The organism is Nonomuraea pusilla (genome assembly GCF_900109355.1).
Classification (GTDB): Bacteria; Actinomycetota; Actinomycetes; order Streptosporangiales; family Streptosporangiaceae; genus Nonomuraea; species Nonomuraea pusilla.
Genome location: NZ_FOBF01000033.1, coordinates 55276 through 72547 on the forward strand (window position 1 = coordinate 55276; position 17272 = coordinate 72547).

General features: G+C 71.7%; 19 protein-coding genes and 1 tRNA gene. 9 read left to right on the plus strand and 11 right to left on the minus strand.

Features of this window, described 5'->3' with window-relative positions; translation table 11 throughout:
• Window positions 1–18 precede the first annotated feature (18 nt).
• Window positions 19–1005, minus strand: a complete 987-nt coding sequence (locus BMX74_RS40400; protein WP_091105705.1) for an NAD-dependent epimerase/dehydratase family protein — start codon at window positions 1003–1005, stop codon at window positions 19–21.
• A 42-nt stretch (window positions 1006–1047) separates the two neighbouring features.
• Window positions 1048–1725, minus strand: a complete 678-nt coding sequence (locus BMX74_RS40405; RefSeq protein WP_055509407.1) for a hypothetical protein — start codon at window positions 1723–1725, stop codon at window positions 1048–1050.
• 77 nt (window positions 1726–1802) lie between these two features.
• Here BMX74_RS40405 and BMX74_RS40410 point away from each other — a divergent pair, with 77 nt between their 5' ends.
• Window positions 1803–2276: a hypothetical protein gene (locus BMX74_RS40410; protein WP_055509405.1), complete on the plus strand. Its 474-nt coding sequence runs from the start codon at window positions 1803–1805 to the stop codon at window positions 2274–2276.
• Entirely contained in the window at window positions 2273–3124 is an 852-nt protein-coding gene (locus BMX74_RS40415; protein ID WP_055509403.1) for an alpha/beta fold hydrolase, read from the plus strand. Before BMX74_RS40410 ends, BMX74_RS40415 begins: the two co-directional genes overlap by 4 nt.
• An 81-nt stretch (window positions 3125–3205) precedes the next feature.
• On the opposite strand, the gene BMX74_RS40420 is transcribed toward BMX74_RS40415, so the two are convergent.
• Complete coding sequence (locus tag BMX74_RS40420; protein WP_176573581.1) at window positions 3206–4204, minus strand: sporulation protein; 999 nt, start codon at window positions 4202–4204, stop codon at window positions 3206–3208.
• Window positions 4205–4367: 163 nt separating this feature from the next.
• On the minus strand, window positions 4368–5165 hold the full coding sequence (locus tag BMX74_RS40425) for an ion transporter (protein ID WP_055509401.1): 798 nt from the start codon (window positions 5163–5165) through the stop codon (window positions 4368–4370).
• Between the two features lie 319 nt (window positions 5166–5484).
• On the opposite strand from BMX74_RS40425, the gene BMX74_RS40430 reads away from it, so the two are divergent.
• The 7 genes from BMX74_RS40430 (at window position 5485) to BMX74_RS40460 (ending at window position 12175) form a co-directional block, all read left to right on the plus strand.
• Window positions 5485–6831: a hemolysin family protein gene (locus BMX74_RS40430; RefSeq protein WP_055509399.1), complete on the plus strand. Its 1347-nt coding sequence runs from the start codon at window positions 5485–5487 to the stop codon at window positions 6829–6831.
• Complete coding sequence (locus tag BMX74_RS40435; RefSeq protein ID WP_091105707.1) at window positions 6828–7841, plus strand: hemolysin family protein; 1014 nt, start codon at window positions 6828–6830, stop codon at window positions 7839–7841. The genes BMX74_RS40430 and BMX74_RS40435 overlap by 4 nt, the downstream gene beginning before the upstream one ends.
• 87 nt (window positions 7842–7928) lie before the next feature.
• On the plus strand, window positions 7929–8546 hold the full coding sequence (locus BMX74_RS40440; RefSeq protein ID WP_091105708.1) for a DedA family protein: 618 nt from the start codon (window positions 7929–7931) through the stop codon (window positions 8544–8546).
• The gene (locus tag BMX74_RS40445) at window positions 8530–9615 is read left to right on the plus strand and encodes a sensor histidine kinase (RefSeq protein ID WP_091105710.1); all 1086 of its coding nucleotides are present in this window, start codon (window positions 8530–8532) and stop codon (window positions 9613–9615) included. The genes BMX74_RS40440 and BMX74_RS40445 overlap by 17 nt, the downstream gene beginning before the upstream one ends.
• Window positions 9606–10250 carry a response regulator gene (locus tag BMX74_RS40450; protein ID WP_055509393.1) on the plus strand — a complete coding sequence of 215 codons (645 nt, stop codon included), beginning with the start codon at window positions 9606–9608 and terminating at the stop codon, window positions 10248–10250. Before BMX74_RS40445 ends, BMX74_RS40450 begins: the two co-directional genes overlap by 10 nt.
• A gap of 70 nt (window positions 10251–10320) precedes the next feature.
• The gene (locus BMX74_RS40455; RefSeq protein ID WP_177227697.1) at window positions 10321–11385 is read left to right on the plus strand and encodes a serine hydrolase domain-containing protein; all 1065 of its coding nucleotides are present in this window, start codon (window positions 10321–10323) and stop codon (window positions 11383–11385) included.
• 40 nt (window positions 11386–11425) lie between these two features.
• Window positions 11426–12175 (plus strand): helix-turn-helix domain-containing protein, encoded by a 750-nt coding sequence (locus BMX74_RS40460; RefSeq protein ID WP_236715141.1) that lies wholly within the window; start codon window positions 11426–11428, stop codon window positions 12173–12175.
• A 34-nt stretch (window positions 12176–12209) separates the two neighbouring features.
• Here BMX74_RS40460 and BMX74_RS40465 read toward each other — a convergent pair whose 3' ends face one another.
• The 7 genes from BMX74_RS40465 to BMX74_RS44645 all read right to left on the minus strand — a co-directional run.
• Window positions 12210–12863: a class I SAM-dependent methyltransferase gene (locus BMX74_RS40465; RefSeq protein WP_091105711.1), complete on the minus strand. Its 654-nt coding sequence runs from the start codon at window positions 12861–12863 to the stop codon at window positions 12210–12212.
• Window positions 12864–12995: 132 nt separating this feature from the next.
• Window positions 12996–13595 (minus strand): EF-hand domain-containing protein, encoded by a 600-nt coding sequence (locus tag BMX74_RS40470; protein WP_091105721.1) that lies wholly within the window; start codon window positions 13593–13595, stop codon window positions 12996–12998.
• A 408-nt stretch (window positions 13596–14003) separates the two neighbouring features.
• On the minus strand, window positions 14004–15116 hold the full coding sequence (locus BMX74_RS40475) for an ABC transporter substrate-binding protein (protein WP_091105713.1): 1113 nt from the start codon (window positions 15114–15116) through the stop codon (window positions 14004–14006).
• 324 nt (window positions 15117–15440) lie between these two features.
• Window positions 15441–15875, minus strand: a complete 435-nt coding sequence (locus tag BMX74_RS40480) for a nitroreductase family deazaflavin-dependent oxidoreductase (protein ID WP_055509385.1) — start codon at window positions 15873–15875, stop codon at window positions 15441–15443.
• Between the two features lie 256 nt (window positions 15876–16131).
• Window positions 16132–16386 (minus strand): hypothetical protein, encoded by a 255-nt coding sequence (locus BMX74_RS40485; RefSeq protein ID WP_218154225.1) that lies wholly within the window; start codon window positions 16384–16386, stop codon window positions 16132–16134.
• A gap of 134 nt (window positions 16387–16520) precedes the next feature.
• A tRNA-Phe gene (locus tag BMX74_RS44640) sits at window positions 16521–16588 on the minus strand.
• Window positions 16589–16853: 265 nt separating this feature from the next.
• Window positions 16854–17272, minus strand: a 419-nt coding sequence (locus BMX74_RS44645; RefSeq protein ID WP_177227699.1) for a hypothetical protein, incomplete at its 5' end; no start/stop codon positions are given.

A 17272-nucleotide genomic window follows, 5' to 3' on the forward strand; every position in this document is an offset into this window, starting at 1 on the left:
AGCGCCTTCCTGTGTCCGTCAGCCGAGCGCGTCGAGCAGTTCGCGCTCGCGCTGGGCGCTGAGGCCCGCCCTGCGCGGCCGGTCGAGGCCCTGCTCGCGTTCCCAGCGCAGCGTGTCGGCCAGCATCTCGTCCCTCGGCCTGTGACGCAGCCCCGCCGCCAGCGCGGCGGCCCCCTTCCTGGTCGCGAACCCCTCCCAGCCCTCCTGGCCCACCCACATCGGCAGCGACTCCGGCCCCATCCACTCGGCCACGCCGTTGGCGACCAGCCACGCCGACTCGGCGGTCACCACCGGGCCGGTGTGCCCGCCGAGCGTCCTGGACAGCTCGATCCACTCCCCGAAGGGCACGATCGGGCCGACGGCGTCGTACGTGCCGACCGTGCCCGCCTCGGCGGCGTCGAGCAGCCAGGCCGCGAGGTCGCGCGCGTCCACCGCCTGCGTCGCCATGGCCGGCTCGTCGGGCACCAGCATCGGCCCCTCCTGGTCGCGGGCGGCGCGGGTCACCCAGTAGCCGGTGCGCCCGCTGTGGTCGCCCGGCCCGCCGATGAGGCCCGCGCGGGCGATGAGGAGGCGGTCGCCCACGGCCTTCCCCGACGCCAGCTCGCAGGCGACCTTCGCCTCGCCGTACGACGCCGCGTCGGCCTCGTCGCCCTCGAACGGCGGGAGGAGCGCGGCCGACTCGTCGGCGCCTGGCGTGGCGTGCGAGGCGTAGGCGCTGACCGAGGAGACGTACGTCCAGTGCCCGGCCTTGCCGCCCAGCGCGTCGAGCGCCCCGCGGACGAGCCCCGGCTGCCAGGACACCTCGACGACGGCGTCCCACTCCTGATCGGGCAGCCGCTCGTATGCGCCCGGCTCACCCCGGTCGGCGGCGACCAGCGTCGCCCCGTGCGCGACGGCTCCGCTCTCGCCGCGCGCGAGGCACGTCACGCGGTGGCCGCGCTCGATGGCCTGCCGCGACAGCTCCCTGCCCAACCACGCCGTACCACCCAGTACCAGAATCTCCATCTGGCCACTCAAGCACTACGGACAGGGAAGTCCCAGACGGGTTCACTCAAAGCAGACGGCTGCGCGTCGCCGTCTCTCCCCGAGGAAGCGGACCAGGATCAGGCCGAGGGCGACGGCGGCCGCCGTCAACACGATCGCCTGCCCGATGAGTTCGATTCGTTCGTTCCTGCCCGGTGGCTGCAGGAGCATCTGGACGGCCGCGCCGACCGGCACGGTCGCCCGCGCGAGCAGCCCGATCACTCCCGGCCGCCGGGCGCAGCCGCCCACGGCGCCCAGGGGCGCCCCGAAGACGACGCTGGTGACCCACCACACGATTGCTTCCGACCGGTACCAGGAGGACAGGGGCGTGCCGTTCCTGACGGTGTCGACGACGCTGTAGGCCGCCGTGGCCGCGAGCAGGGCCAGCGCGCCGACGGCGGCGGCCCGTGCCAGTGCCGGAGAAAGGCGCTCCCCGCTGCGGGTGAACAGCCACCCCACGGCGACCGCCAGCCCCGCCCACGCCCAGCCGGAGTCGATCAGCACACTGGCGATCTCCACGGGCGACACCCCGCCGGTGGTGTCGGCCCGGCTCTCGAAGTCCCTCAGCTGGAAGGAGAGGGCGTTCACCAGACCGGTCGCGGCACCGAAGGCCCCTCCGACCGCCACCGCGCCCGCCAGGGCCGTGACGAGGGGGACCTTCCGGGGGCGCTCCCGCCGCAGGCGGGTTTGATCGTCAGCCATGCCGCCTTTCTACCAGCCGCGCCGCCCCCGCCGATGCACTTGACACTTGAGAGCAAGTACTTGCTATCGTCTGTCAAGTGGCGAGTACGGAAGACCATGTCGAGCTGGTGGCCGAGCTGGTGCGGCTGTTGGAGACGCGCATCCTCGACCCGCTGGAGATCCTGCTGACCTCCGACGAGCTCCTCGGCCCGGTCAGGGCACGGCTGCGGGTGGAGGCCGAGGTCTGGGCCGCCCAGCTGCTCGGCGGCGACCGGGAGCGGGCCACCCTGACCGCGGCCCGGCTCATCGGGGTGCTGTTCCCCGGCGACGGCCCCTTCGCTCCGCCCGAGTCGTGGTGGCGCACCGCGCTGGGCCGGGCCGTGGCGCGGACGGCCGGGCACCCCGCGGCGGCGGCCGTCTCGTACGCCACGGCGGGGGCGATGCTCGGCATCACCCGGCAAGGCGTCCACGACCTGGTCAAACGCGGCAAGCTCGGCAAGCACCCCGACGGCGGCGTGACCACGTCCTCCATCCGCGACCGGCTCAACCGACCTCAGGAGAGCAGCACGTGACGGCACGAGACGTGATCATCGAAGGCGGGCCCGTCCCCCTGGCCGCCCGCGACCACGGCGGCCACGGCGCTCCCGTGCTGCTGCTCCACGGGCTGGGCGGCACCCTGCTGCACTGGGACGCGGTCGCGCCGCTGCTGACCGGCGCGCACCGGGTCGTCGCCATGGACCTGCGCGGCCACGGGCTCTCCGGCGACGGGCCGTGGGAGTGGGAGGCGGTCCTCGACGACGTGCAGGCGGTCATCGACCACTTCGGCCTGGACGACCCTCTGGTGGTCGGCCACTCCCTCGGCGGGATGATCGCGATCCGGTGGGCGCTGCGCCACCCGGACGGCCCCGGCATCGTCAACCTCGACGGCCTGCGCTCGGCCGAGACCGAGCCGCGCCACTACGCCGGCGTCGAGCCGGCGGAGCTGACCGCGCTGCTGGCGGAGCTGAAAGCCGTCTTCGACGCCCAGGCCGAGGCGATGGCCCGGCCGCTGCCCGAGGCGCACGCCGCGCTGTACCCGCAGCGCGCACTGCGCACCACGGAGGACGGCGTCCACGTACGGCCCCACGCCGCGCTGGCCGGGCAGATCCGGTACGACCCGCACTTCCGTGACAGCGTCCCCGCGGTGGCGGGCATCCGCTGCCCCGCCCTGTTCGTCCTGGCCACCGAGAACCTGCCCGGTCTGCCGGGCCGCGTCGGAGAGCTCATGCCGGCCCTGCGCGCGGGCATCCGCCGCGACCTGCTGCCCCTGACCGCCGGCCGGCCGCACCTGCGCGTGCTCGAACTCCCGGCCAGCCACGGCATGGTGGCCGAGCGGCCCGAGCTGGTCGCCGAGGCCGTGCTGGAGCGGCTCCGCGCCTGAACGCCGGAGTTCCGGGCGCGGCCCGCGGCGGGACGGCCCGCCCTGGAGGACCGGGCGGGCCGTCTTCGCGTGAGGCGCGGGCTACCAGTCGCTGTCTCCGCCGTCCTCGTCGTCGCCCTCGAAGATCTCTTCGACGACCTCACCGGCGACGAGCCCGCCGACCAGGCCGGCGGCGCCGGCCGCCGCCACCGTGCCCCAGCCGGGGCCGCCGTGGTGGCCGTGGTGCGGGTCGTGGTGGCCGTGGTGCTCGGGGTGGCCGAAGCCGCCGTGGTGGTCGCCGTGACCGTACCCGCCGTAGCCGCCGTGGTGGCCGCCGTACCGGGAGAGCCCGGAGAGCCAGCGGTCGATCTCGCTCGGCCAGTCGGTGCGCATCGCGTCGTCGTGGCTGACCGTGAAGCGGCCGATGGCGTCGCCGGAGTAGCGGCCGGCGCGCTTGTCGGCCTCCAGGACGACCTCCATGCCGCCCGGGTTGGTGATGAAGGTGACCTCGACCTCCCCGACGACCCCGGAGTGGTGGGACGGCGGGTAGAACTCGATCTCCTGGTAGAAGGGCAGCTGCTGGCTGGAGCCGTGGATGCGCCCGGCCTCCAGGTCGGCGGACTTGAAGTGGAAGCCGAGCTGGAGGAACGCCTGGAGGATGCGCAGCTGCGAGGGCAGCGGCTCGACCGAGACCATGTCAAGGTCGCCCTTGTCGACGGCCTTGGCGATGGCCAGCTCGGTACGCACGCCAAGTGCCATGCCGGACAGGTGCTGGCCGCCGATCTCGCTGATGGGCGTCTCCCACGGCACCGGGATGCTGAACGGGATGCTGCGGTTCTCGCCCTTGCGGAGGACGAAGGGGCCGGAGACCTGCGCGCGGGAGAACTCGCCGACTCCGGCGCCCTCGCCGTCGCCGAACTCGATCTCGACCCGGGCGACGAGGCCGAGGGTGACGTGTTCGATCTCGGCGTCGAAGTCGCCGCCGTTGAGCCGTACCTCGCCGGTGAGGGTTCCGCCCGGCTGCGTGCGAGGAGTGGTCAGGACGGTGTCGACCGAGGGGGCGCCCACGCCGAACGCGCCCAGCATCCGTTTGAAGACCACGATCTGTTCTCCCTGTCGAAGAGTGGTGGCATGGATCAGCCGCCCGCCTTAACGATCAGCACGGGGCGCCGGTTCCGTAAGGGAGGAAAAGCTGTCCTCGCAGGTGAGCCCGGGATTCGGCGGTTCATGGGGGAATGGTGGGGTTTGCGACAGGAAGATGGAGTCAGCTCTGCACGTTCGGCTGCTCGCGCATGAGCAACTGGTCGAGCTTGGCGTTGACGGCGGCCAGTTCCTGCCGCATCGCCTCGATGTCGTCCTGCGTGCGGGACTCGGCGGGCGAGGGCTCGGCGTCGTTCATGGCGTTGACCACGACCGCGATGAACAGGTTCAGCGCCACGAACGTGGACATCAGGATGTAGACGATGAAGAAGACCCACGCCCACGGCTTCTGCCGCATCACCTCCTGGGCGACGTTCCCCCAGTCGTCGCCCGTCATGATCTGGAACAGCGTGAACAGCGAGCGCGGCAGCTCGTCGAACCGCTCGGGCACGATGTCGCCGAACAGCTTGGTCGCGATCACCGCCGCGATGTAGATCATCAGGACGAGCAGCCCGATGATCGACGCCATGCCCGGCACGGCGTTGAGCAGCGCGCCGACCACGCGCCGCATGCTCGGCACGGCCGAGACGAGCCGGAGCGCCCGCAGGATGCGCAGCGCCCGCAGCACGGAGGTCGGCCCGGACGCCGGGATGAGCGCGACGACGACGATCACCGCGTCGAACCAGTTCCACGGGTCCTTGAAGAAGTCCCTGCCGTAGGCGTACAGGCGGGCGGCGATCTCGACCGTGAAGACGGCCAGGGCGACGCGGTCGACCGCGTGCAGCAGCCCGCCGGCCCGGTCCATGAGGAACGAGCTGGTCTCCATGCCGATGGTGACCGCGTTGACCACGATCACAGCGATGATCGCCCGCTGGACGACACGGTGCTCAAGGACGTCACGAACGCGCTCTTGCCCTGACAAGTCCGACCGCTCCTCGGGATGACCCACCACGTTCTTGATCATCGTAGGGAGGCGCGGAAGCGCCGGCCCGCGGGAGAGCAGGCATGAGACGCGCGTCACATCCGGCACTTCCGCGTCCCCGGCTTCGTTGACCGTAGTGGTGTGTCCCGCTTGCTGCCTGCTTGAACGGTTCCGATACCGTCCAGACAGGAACGGCGGCGACGGGGAGCCCGCGTCCAGCGTGTCGTCGAGCCGGTGACGGACAGAGAGGATCGGTGATGGTGTCCGTGTCAACGGACCCAGACAGTGACCGCACGCACGCGCGCCGGGGCCGTACGGGATGAGCGTCGCACTCGGCCTGCTGGCCATCGTCGTCCTCACCCTGGCCACCGGCTACTTCGTCGCCCAGGAGTTCGCCTACGTCGGCGCCGACCGGCTCGCCCTGTCCCAGCAGGCCGCCGCCGGCGACAGGAAGGCCGCCAAGGCCGTCCAGGTGATGGAGCGGCTGTCGTTCATGCTGTCGGGCGCGCAGCTCGGCATCACCGTCACCGCCCTCGTGGTCGGCTTCATCGCCAGGCCCGCGCTCGCCGAGCTCATCGCCCCCGCCCTCACCGCCGCCGGCCTGCCGGAGGGCGTGGTGGACGGCGCCGCCCTGGGCGTCGGATTCGCGCTGGCCACCGTCGTCCAGATGGTGCTGGGCGAGCTCGCCCCCAAGAACCTCGCCCTGGCCAGGCCCGAGACGCTGGCCCGCGCGCTGGCCGGCTCCACCCTGGTCTACCTCGCCGTCGCCGGGCCGGTCGTCAGGCTCTTCGACACCGCCGCGAACCGGCTGCTGCGCGCCGTCGGCATCGAACCGGTCGAGGAGCTGCACCACGGCGCCACGCTGGAGGAGCTCGGCCACATCATCGGCGAGTCCGAGGCCCACGGGCACCTGCCCGGCAGCCAGGCCGACGTGCTCGAACGCGCCCTGGCCTTCTCCGACCACACCGCCGAGGAGGTCATGGTCCCCAGGGTCGAGGTGATCGCCGTCAACGCCGCCGCCACCGTCTCCGACCTGGACGACCTCGTCGCGGCGCACGGCCACACGCACTACCCGGTGCTCGGCGGCACCCTCGACGAGGTCGCCGGGCTGGTCAGCCTGCGCGACGTCGCCGCCGTCCCGCCCGAGCAGGCGTCCACGACCCTGGTCCGCGACGTCGCGCGTGACGTGCTCGTCGTGCCGTTCTCGGTCTCGCTGCCCGACCTGGCCGCCCAGCTGCACCGGCGGGGCGAGGAGGTCGCCTGCGTCGTGGACGAGCACGGCGGCCTGGCCGGGCTCGTCACCTGGGAGGACATCGCCGAGGAGCTCGTCGGGGAGATCGCCGACGAGAACGACGCCGCCGCCCCCACACTCGTACGGCAGGGCGACGCCTGGGAGCTGGACGCGGGGCTCCGCATCGACGAGATCGCCCTGGAGACGGACCTGGAACTCCCCGACGAGGACGAGTACGACACCCTCGCGGGTCTCATCCTCCACCGCCTCGGGCGCTTCGCCACCCCCGGAGACGTCATCACCGTGGACCTGCCCGCCACCCTCGACCCCGGCGCCCCCACCCACGCCCGCATCGAGGTGCGGACGCTGAACAGGCACGTCCCCGAACGCGTCCGCGTCACCCCCTACCGGCACGAGGGCGAGGAGCAGCCGTGAACCTGTCCGTCGGCCTGCTGCTGACCGTCGTCCTCCTGGCCGGCAACGGCTTCTTCGTGGCAGCCGAGTTCGCGCTGGTCGCCGCCAAGCGGCACCGGCTGGAGAAGGCCGCCGCCCGCGGCAGCAGGTCCGCCGCCGCGGCGCTCGCGGGGGTCAAGGAGCTGTCGCTCATGCTCGCGGGCGCCCAGCTCGGCATCACGCTGTGCTCCCTCGGCCTGGGCGTGGTCTCGGAACCGCTGATCGCGGGCACGCTGGCCCCGCTGTTCTCCGCCGTCGGCCTGCCCGACGCCGCCGCCCACGGCGTCGCCTTCGTCATCGCCCTGGCCGTCGTGACGTTCCTGCACATGGTGCTCGGCGAGATGGCGCCCAAGTCGTGGGCCATCGCCCACCCCGAACGCTCGGCCACCGTCCTGGCCCTGCCGTTCCGCGGCTTCACCCTGCTGGTCCGCCCGGTGATCAGCGCGCTGAACGGCATGACCAACGGGCTGCTGCGCCTGTTCCGCGTACGGCCCGGCGGGGCCGGCGCGGCTCCCCGCACCCCCGAGCAGCTCCAGCACCTGGTGGAGGAGTCCCGCAGGCTCGGGCTGATCGAGAGCGACGACCACGCCGTCCTCAGCCAGGCCCTGCGGGCCCCGACCACCGGCATCGCGCCGCTGGTCACCCCGCGCGAACGCATCGCGGGCGTCCCCGCCGGGGCGTCCCCCCAGGACGTCATCGACGCCTGCCTCCAGGCCGGCCGCTCACGCCTGATCGTCTGGACGGGGCAGGAGCCGACCGGCGTGGTGCACGTCCGCGACGCCTACCTCGCGCGCCGGCGCGGCGCCTCCACCCCCGCGGGCCGGCTCGCCTACCCGGTGCCCGTGCTGCCGCCCGGCGTCTCGGTCGCCGACGCGGTGACCCGCCTGCGCGCCGCGCACAGCCAGCTCGCCCTCGTCCGCGGGGACGACGCCGCCGTCCACGGCCTCATCACCCTCGACGACCTCCTGACCACCCTCCTCGTGAGCGCCTGAACCGCGCCGAGGTGTGGTTTCCCCCACCCTGGGAACGGCCACCTGCCTCATGGCGGCCGTACCCTGGGCGTTCCTAGTCTCGGACGCATGACGGAATGGCTGATTCACCTGATGGAGCTGCTCGGCGCGCCGGGAGCCGGGATCGCGATCGCGCTGGAGAACCTCTTCCCGCCCCTCCCCAGCGAGGTGATCCTGCCGCTGGCCGGTTTCACCGCCTCCCGTGGGGAGATGAGCCTGCCCGCCGTGCTCTCGTGGACCACCGCCGGTTCCGTGATCGGGGCGCTCGCGCTGTACTGGGTGGGCGCGCTGCTCGGCCGCGAACGCACGCTGGCCCTGGCCGCCCGGATCCCGCTGCTGAAGGTCTCCGACGTCGCGAGGACCGAGGCGTGGTTCCTCAGGCACGGGCGCAAGACGGTGTTCTTCGGCCGGATGATCCCGATCTTCCGCAGCCTGATCTCCGTCCCCGCCGGGGTGGAACGCATGCCGCTGGGCGTCTTCACGCTCCTGACCACGGCCGGCAGCCTGCTCTGGAACACCGTCTTCGTCCTGGCGGGCTGGACCCTCGGCGAGAACTGGGCACTGGTGGAGACCTACGTGGGCGTGGGCACCAACGCCGTCATCGCCGCGGTGGCGCTCGCCGTGCTGGTCTTCGTGGGCGTGCGGCTGGCCGAGCGGCGCAAGGGGCGGCATGCGCTGGACGGTTAGGGGGCTGCGGCTCGTCGGGGCGTTGATCGCGGGTGCGGTCACCGCCCTGGTGGGCCTGCTCTTCGTCGTGGCGGCGGCGCCGTTCGCCGACCGTCCCGCCGTGCGCCGGGCGGCGTCCCGGCTGACCGGGCTGGAGCTGCGGCGGCTCCGCCTGCGCCTCCCCGACCGGCGCGAGGGGGGCGAGCTGCGCTTCCTGGCCGCCCGGGCGCCCGTGGGCCTCCTGGGCGGCCTGGTCGTGCTGCTGCTGGCGTGCGGCATCGGCATGGGGTCCGTGCTGGCGTGGTCGTGGGGCCGCGGGGAGGCGATCGACGGCATGCCGCCCACCCCGCCGCTGCTGACCTACGCGTTCCTCGCGGGCTCCGTCCTGCTCTTCCTGAACCTGTCCGGCCTGGTGGGGGTCGAGGCGCTGGAACGGCGGCTGGCCCTGCGCCTGCTCGCGCCCGACCCGGCCGAGGCGCTGCGGCGGCGCATCACCGAGCTGACCGAGAGCCGCGCCGGGGTGGTCGCGGCCGTCGACGCCGAGCGGCGGCGCATCGAGCGCGACCTGCACGACGGGGTGCAGCAGCGGCTGGTCGCGCTGTCCATGCTCGCGGGACGCGCCCGCAGGGGCCGTCCAGAACTGCTGGGACAGCTGCACGAGCAGGCCCAGCAGGCGCTGGTGGAGCTGCGCGAGGTGGCCTGGCGGGTCTACCCGTCCGGGCTGGACGCGCACGGGCTGCAGGAGGCGCTGGCCGGGGTGGCCGAGCGGGCCGCGGTCGAGGTCACGGTGGCCTGCGAGCTGCCGGAACGTCTCCCCGCGACCGTGGAGACCGCCGCCTACTTCGTGGCCAGCGAGGCCGTGACGAACGCCGCCAAGCACTCCGGCGCCACCCTGGTCACCATCGACGTCCGCCGGGAGGGCACCATGGTCGTCGTGCGAGTGGAGGACGACGGCATGGGCGGAGCCGATGCCACCGGCGGCGGGCTGACCGGGCTGGCGCGGCGGGTGGCCGCGCTGGACGGCCGGTTCACCCTGACCAGCCCGCCCGGCGGGCCGACCCTGATCGAGGCGGAGCTGCCGTGCGCGTGATGCTGGCCGAGGACTCCGCCCTGCTGCGCGAGGGCCTGGTACGCCTGCTGAAGGAGGAGGGCCACGACGTCCTCGCCGCGGTGGGCGACGGCGACGCGCTCCTGGAGGCGGTGACCCGCGAGAGGCCCGACGCCGTGGTGGTCGACGTGCGGATGCCGCCCACCCACACCGACGAGGGCCTGCGGGCCGCGCTGGAGCTCCGGCGGCGCTGGCCCGAGGTGAAGGTGCTGGTGCTGTCGCAGTACGTCGAGAAGAAGTACGCCACCGAGCTGATGAGCGGCAGCATCGACGGCGTCGGCTACCTGCTCAAGGACCGGGTCGCCCAGGTCGGCGACTTCCTGGACGCGCTCGACCGGGTCGGCGCCGGCGGGACCGCGTTCGACCCCGAGGTGGTGCGCCAGTTGCTCGCCCGCACCAGCCACGCCGACCCGCTGGCCCAGCTCACCGCCCGCGAACGCCAGGTGCTGGAGCTCATGGCCCAGGGCCTGACCAACGCCTCGATCGCCCAGTCGCTGCACGTCTCCCAGAGCGCGGTGGAGAAGCACGTCAACGCCCTGTTCGACAAGCTCGCGCTGTCGCACACCACCGGCTACAGCCGCCGCGTCCTGGCGGTGCTGCGCTACCTCGGCTCCTGAGGTTTTCCCCAGGCGGAGTGAGCGGCGCACCGCATTCCGCGCCGGAATCGATCTCCATAGCGTTGAGCCCATGATGCAGACGATGATGAACGTGCTGGTGGCGGCCGCTGTCGCCGCCGGCGGCCAGGCTGTGGACGTACGCTCCGACCTGGAGAAGATCGTGGCGGGCAAGGGGGCCACCGCCGCCCTGGCACGCGTCTCCGACGGCGGGCGCACCTGGTCGGCCACCGCGGGCGTCCGCGACATCGAGCGCGGCGGACGCCCCTCCCCCAACGGCCACTTCCGGATCGGCAGCGTCACCAAGACGTTCGTCGCCACCGTGGTGCTCCAGCTCGTGGACGAGGGCAAGGTGCGGCTCGACGACCCCGTCGACCAGCACCTGCCCGGCCTGGTGCCCGACGGCGAGCGGATCACCGTCCGCGGGCTCCTCAACCACACCAGCCACCTGTACGACTACATGAGCGAGCCCGGGTACTCGACCAACCGCTGGCGCGGCGACGCCCGGTTCCGCTCCTACCAGCCGCGCGAGCTGCTCAAGGTGGCCTTCGCCAAGAAGCTCCCCGACGACGGGAAGTGGCACTACTCCAACACCAACTACGTGGTGCTCGGGCTGCTGGTGGAGAAGCTGACCGGCCACCCGTACGGCGAGGAGGTCACCCGCCGGATCCTGCGCCCCCTCGGGCTGCGCCACACCATGGTGCCCGGCGACCGCGCCGGACTGCCGTCACCGCACGCCAAGGGGTACGAGCCGCTCCCCGACCTGGTGGACGCCACCCGCATGAACCCCTCGCTCGACTGGGCCGCCGGAGAGATGATCTCCACCGCGGCCGACCTGGAGCGGTTCATGTCGGCGCTGCTCGGCGGCAGGCTGACCAGCGAGGCGTCCCTGCGGGCGATGCGCACCACCGTCGAGACGGGAGCCGGGTTCCGCTACGGGCTCGGGCTGCAGGCGTACCCGCTGCCGTGCGGCACGGTGTGGGGGCACAGCGGGGAGCTCATCGGCTACCTCACGTTCGTGTTCCGCTCCGACTCCGGCACGTCCATGACCCTGTCGATCAACCCCTCGACCCGCAACCCGACCACGGCGGAGGTCATGGGCATCGCCGTCAGGACGTTCTGCGGGTCGGCCGGGTAGCAGCCCTGCTCGCGAAGGACGGCGGACGTACGCTGGGCGCGTGGGAGACGGCCCTGCAGGCGAGCACGAGGAGACGGCGTCCCTCGTGACCGCCGCGCGCTTCGACGTCGGTCACGGCTACGCCCTCTACCAGGGGCCGTCGTGGGACACCGGCTTCCACCGCCACGCCGCCTTCCAGATCGTCGCCGCCGTCCAAGGCGAAGCCGCCCTGGTGGACGCCTCCGGGACCCGCCACCGCGCCGTCGCGCTCGTCGTGCCGCCCATGGTGCGGCACCGGATGCCGGTCACGACCGAGCTGCGCGTCTTCTTCGTCGAGCCGCGGTGCTCGTACGCCGACCGGCTGCGCGAACGCTGCGGACCAGGCATCAGCGCCGTCCCCGAACTGCGAGACCTCAGCGAGGACGACGTCCGCCCGGCCGGCGCGCGGCCGTCCGGGGAGCTCGACCCCCGGCTGCTCGCGGCGATGGACGAGCTGGCCGGAGGGCCGGTCACCATGCCGGACCTGGCCAGGAGGGTCGAGATGTCCCCGCAACGGCTGCGCGGACTGGCACGCAGCCAACTCGGAATGCCGTTGGCCCGCTGGCGGGTCTGGAGCCAGCTGCGCCGGGCGGTGGAGGCGCTGCGGGAGGGGCGACCACTCGCGGAGGCGGCGGCCGCGGGCGGCTTCGCCGACCAGGCGCACCTGACCCGCTGGATGCGCGAGATGACCGGACTGACCCCAGCGGCGGTGCTACCGGTCCTACGGGCCCGAACCGGCGCCGACGCTGCCCGAGCCGCCCCCGGAACCTGACCTCGACCGAGATCGGACCGGTGCCGGGGCTTCGTCACTCCCGGAAGGCGACGTAGACCGAGATCGAACCCGTGGGCGTCGGCACCACCTCGGCCTCCCGCACGTCGCGGAAACCGGCCTCCGCCATCAGCTCCGGCACCACGCCCTCGGCGTTCGGGCGGGTGTCCTCCACCCCGTCAGCGAACTGCACCATCCGGAACCCCAACCGCGTCAACCGGGTGCGCTGCAGCCCGTAGTCGGCGATGACCAGCCTGCCGCCCGGCCGCAGCACCGCGTGCGCAGCCGCGAGTACGGCCCGCTTCGTCCGCATCGGGCACTGGTGCAGCACCAACGTGGACACCACCGCGTCCGCCGCGCCGACCCCCACGATCCCCGGCAGCGCGTCGCCCATGCCGGCCTCCCACCGCACGGTCGCGCCGACGGCCGCCGCCTTGCGCCGGGCGATCGCCAGCACACCCGGATCCGGATCCACCGCCACCACCCGCGCCCTCGGCTCGGTACGGTTCAGCAACAGCGCCGTGGACCCGGTGCCGCATCCCACATCCACGATCACGTCCTGCGGGCGCGGCGCGACGTGCATGACGGCCAGCGCCCGCCACAGCCGCTCCCGGGTCAGCATGACGACCAGGTCGTAGAAACGGGTGGGCCCGAGACGCCCCAGCGCGGGCGTGAAACCCTGTTCGCTCATGCCCAGCAGGCTCGCACCGAGGCGACCACCCGGTCTTGAACGAACCGCTCACCCCCTGCCGGAGGGAGGTCAGAGCGGGATGCCGCGTAGCCAGGGTCGAACACGGCCAGCAGGAAGAGCCGCGTGCGGCGGCTACCGTCCCAACCTGCTGTGCTGCGACAAGGCGCTGGTGATGCGCGGGTCCGATGCCGGGTCGGTGAATCCGGGCCATTCCAGCAACTCGCCGAAGACGAAGGTTCCGGGAGCGTACGGGTCGTCGCCCGCCCAGAAGTCCGTCCAGTGGGTGCGGAACTCCTCGCGGGCGAGGTGGCCGTCGCCGTCCAGGTCCAGCCGGGGGAAGACCTGATCGGTCGCCGCGGGCGTCCCGCTCCACGTCTCGACGAGCACGGCGTACTCCGACCGGGAGATGAGGCCGTCGCCGTCGAGGTCGATGGCGTCGAACATCGCGTCGGCGGTGGCGGAGACGGCGTCCGCCCGGTCGCCGAGCTGCTCCACGACACGGAGCACCTCGTCGATGGTGACACCGCCGTCGTCGTCCTGGCCTTCCTGGCCTTCCTGGCCTTCCTGGCTGGAGGCGGCCCGGAGCACCGGCCACCAGCCGGACATGATCGAGGCGAGCCGTTCCGGATCGGCGGATCCGGCGACGGCCGTCCACCGGCGGGCGAGCGCCTGGAAGTCGGCCTCGGTCAGCAGGCCGTCACCGTCCACATCCATGGCCCGGAAGACCCCCATGACCTTCCTCCGCCGGAACTCACTGGCCACATCCGCCTCCGCTCTCCTGGGGAGCCCCCCATGCTGTCGGAAGGCGACCGCCAGCAACCATATCCGAACGAGTAACCAACAAGTCACTCTCCGTCGGCATGAGACTGAGACGGCCGCCGGGGACGGGCGTGGATCGCGGCACAGGGGCGTTCTTGCGCGCCTCGCGCTTCAACCGCTCGCACTCGACGTTCCCCTCCGCCCGTCGCAGGCCTGTCTGAGCAGACGGCAGCACCAGATCTGGATGCTTCCGCCAATCACCTCCGGGGCAGAGCAGCGCGAGCAGTTCGTGGTCCGAGGCACCCCGATCAGGCTTCCTCACCCTGCACAGGTAGGCCCGATCGCGTTCGGACAGACCTGGGCAGCCGGATCTCCGCGCTCTCAACCGGTGTGGAGGATCCGAAAGCGATCCGGTTCTGCCGGATCTCGATCGACGACCTGGACGGGCGCCCAAGCCCATTGCCAGACACTGATGCCGGCCGTGCGGGAGAACCGGATCTGCCCGCGGGCGCCTTCGACGGCGACGCGCGCCCAGGACGCGGCGATGCGCGTCCGGTCCGTACCGTGAGAACGCAGCACCTCGGCGAGGACGGCGACCGTGTCGTACCCCTCAAAAGCGACGAAGGACGGCGCTTCGGCCAGCCGCTCGCGGAGGGCCGCCTCGACTCGGGCGCCGAGTGGACTGAGGCGCTCAGGCAGGTAGCGCAAGAACGGGATCGCGGCACCGTCCCCACCCAGCGACCTCGCCCATTCGGCGAACTCCGGCTGCCCGGCCGGGGCGCCGATCATGATCTCGGCGAGGCGCGGGTCGCGGCGGACGGACTCGACGATCGACACCGCCGGTTCCGGGTGGCCGACCAGAAGAAGGAGGGCCGTCGCGCGATCGCCGACGAGTTCGTCGCACACGGTCGCGGGGGTGAGCACACCCATGTCGAGTGCGATGACCGTGCCACCACGCGGAGTGAGGTAGTCCCGCAGAACCCGAACCCCGGACGCCCAGTAGACACTTGACTGAGCTGCCACGGCGATTCGACTGTGGCCCGCACCGAGGAGGAAGTCCGCGTAGATCTGCCAGCCGCGGGACTGCGCCGGGGCGAGACGCGCCACCCACTTCGTCGGCTGTTCCGTGAGCGCGTCGAGAACCGCTGACGAGCAGAGGAACGGCAGGCCCAAGGCGTCGGCCCTGCCGGCAGCGGCACGAGCGACGACGCTGTGATACTCCCCCGCCACCGCAGCCACACCCAGGCGAGCCAATTCGTCCACGGCCGCCACAGCCCTCTGTGGATCAGCCGCGGTGTCCCGGACCACCAGTTCGAGTGGTCTGCCGCCGATCCCGCCGGCGTCGTTGACTTCGCGGACGGCCAGTTCGAGCCCGGCGAGCAAGTGCCGGCCCGCCTCGACCCAGCCAGGCCGAGTCAGCGGAACGAGAGCACCGATCCGAACGGCCGATCCGTCGGGCCGCTCCGTTCCAGGCGGCGATGGTGGCGTACTCATGCGTTGGCCTCTCCCCGTGTGACGGCCTGGTGGCAGTTACCCGAATCGCCGAGTATCGCCCACCGGCAGCGAGGGTTCCAGCCGCGCCCACTGGCCGCCCCTCAGGTCACACGTCGCCCCGGCCCTCGACCATCCGCCTGGCGACGTCGAACTCCGGCAGCGCGCCTCCTTCTCCACCGGACCGGCTCAAGAGCGCCCACCCTGACGGCGACCATGCGTCTCCAGGCACCGTCGCCGATCGTCAACGCCACGCCACCCGATGTCGCCGTCAACAGCTCCTTGAGCCGATCACGCACCCCCACCAACCTCATGCATCACGTCTCTCTAGTTGATCCGGAAGACGGGAAAGCCCGCAGCGACCGCCTTCACCTGCTCCTCGGACGCGCTCGCGTCGACTCCCTCGAAGAACCTTCCAACCTCCCAGCCCCAGCGCTTCAGGTACGCCCGAAGAATGGCCGGCTTCTCGGCGTCGGGCAGCTCGGTGGCGCTGAACGTCTCGATGCGGCGGCCCACGTGCAGCTCGCCGTTCCCGGCGGCACGCAGGTTGCGGACCCACTGGGTGATGCCTCGGGGCGCGACCAGGTAGCGGGAGCCGTCCAGGGTGAGCACGTTCACCGGGGTGGTGCGCCATTCGCCGCTGGACCGGCCACGGACGTACAGGATCCGGGACCCCCAGAGGCTGATCCCGAACCGGGTCAACCCCGCGACGACGCGGTTGAACAGGTGATCCATGCGGGTGGGTTCGACGTAGCGGGACATCGCCAGCTCCTCAGCAGACAGTTCCGAGAGCGGCGCTCTCGCTTGAGAACAAGCATGACCGGAGATCCGCTCACAGTCAAGAGCGCCGCTCTCTCATTGGTGCGCCGATCTCCCTGGAACCCCGGAACCGGACGCGGATGGCTCCCCCAGACGTGCTCCGAGATGCGCGCAGAGTTCTACGACGATGTGTACGGCTACTGGCTGCCAGCTGGGCAAGCTCGGAGACGCACCGACGTGGAGGTCCCAGTGCAGCGCCTCAGGCCCACAAGCGTGAGGCGCTGCCGTCGTCCCACGGAGGAGTCCACCCGTCGAGTGCTATCCGCACCTGGTGGTTGTGTTCGACATGGTCGACGACGCGACCTTCCACCTGGGCACCAAGCTGCGGCAGTTCCAAATCCGGAGGCATGCCGACCACCTCGGCCAGGCCCACAGCATCAGGGACGTCGCGGATCCTCACGAAGACGCCGAACGGTTGCCGGCCGATGACCGTGGCGGTTATGCGCTTGCCCACCGGGAGCGCCTCGCAAGTGGCAGGCCAAGCCGCCTCACAGTTGGACGAGCGCATACTGTCGCCAGCGTTGTCGCCAGACAAACGAAAACGCCCCGGAGCGGTCTTCGCTTCGGGACATCTTGGCCATTCAGATCTGGTGGTCAGGGGCAGGGTCGAACTGCCGACCTTCCGCTTTTCAGGCAAGCCGAGCACCCGCTCTCGCGGCGCTCATGACGGCGCCGACCAGGCCCAGCCATCCCCAAGCGTCCGTCAACGTCCGCGATCGTCTGCCGCGGTTGTCACTCAGTTTGGCACTCGGTCACTCCACCAAAGAGAGTGAGCATTCACCGCCTGACGTTCCGGAGCCGGTCGTACCGTGGCACATCCCTGCTCGATCTCACAGCGCGATCAACAGAACCCGAAACGTACAGGCCGTGAATGCTTCCCCATGGTGACCAGCTTGCCGTGTCACCGCGACATCCTCGCCTCTATTTCAGCGTTTCGTAAATCCCCTTCGCCGTCATAGACGGCACCGGCCGACCGGACGCCGCCTCAGCGGCGAAATCAAACCTGCCCAGCTCCGCAGTTCCCGTCTCCGCCTGGTAAGACAGCAGATAACACTTACCGAACAGCTCGAACGGAGCGAGCGTCGTCCAGCCCGTCGCCCAGTTCTGCTGCCACACATTGCTGTACGAGCCGTCCTTGCCGAACTTGTCGAGACTCGCTTCGCCCGACCCGTTCTTATATGACAGCAGATAATACTCGCCGTACGCCTTGAAGGGGACGAGTGTCGTCCACCCGGTCGTCCAGTTCTGCTGCCATATCCCGCTGTACGAGCCGTCCTGATGGAATTTACTGAGGTCCGCGTCTCCCGACCCGCTCTTGTACGACAGGAGGTAATGCTCGC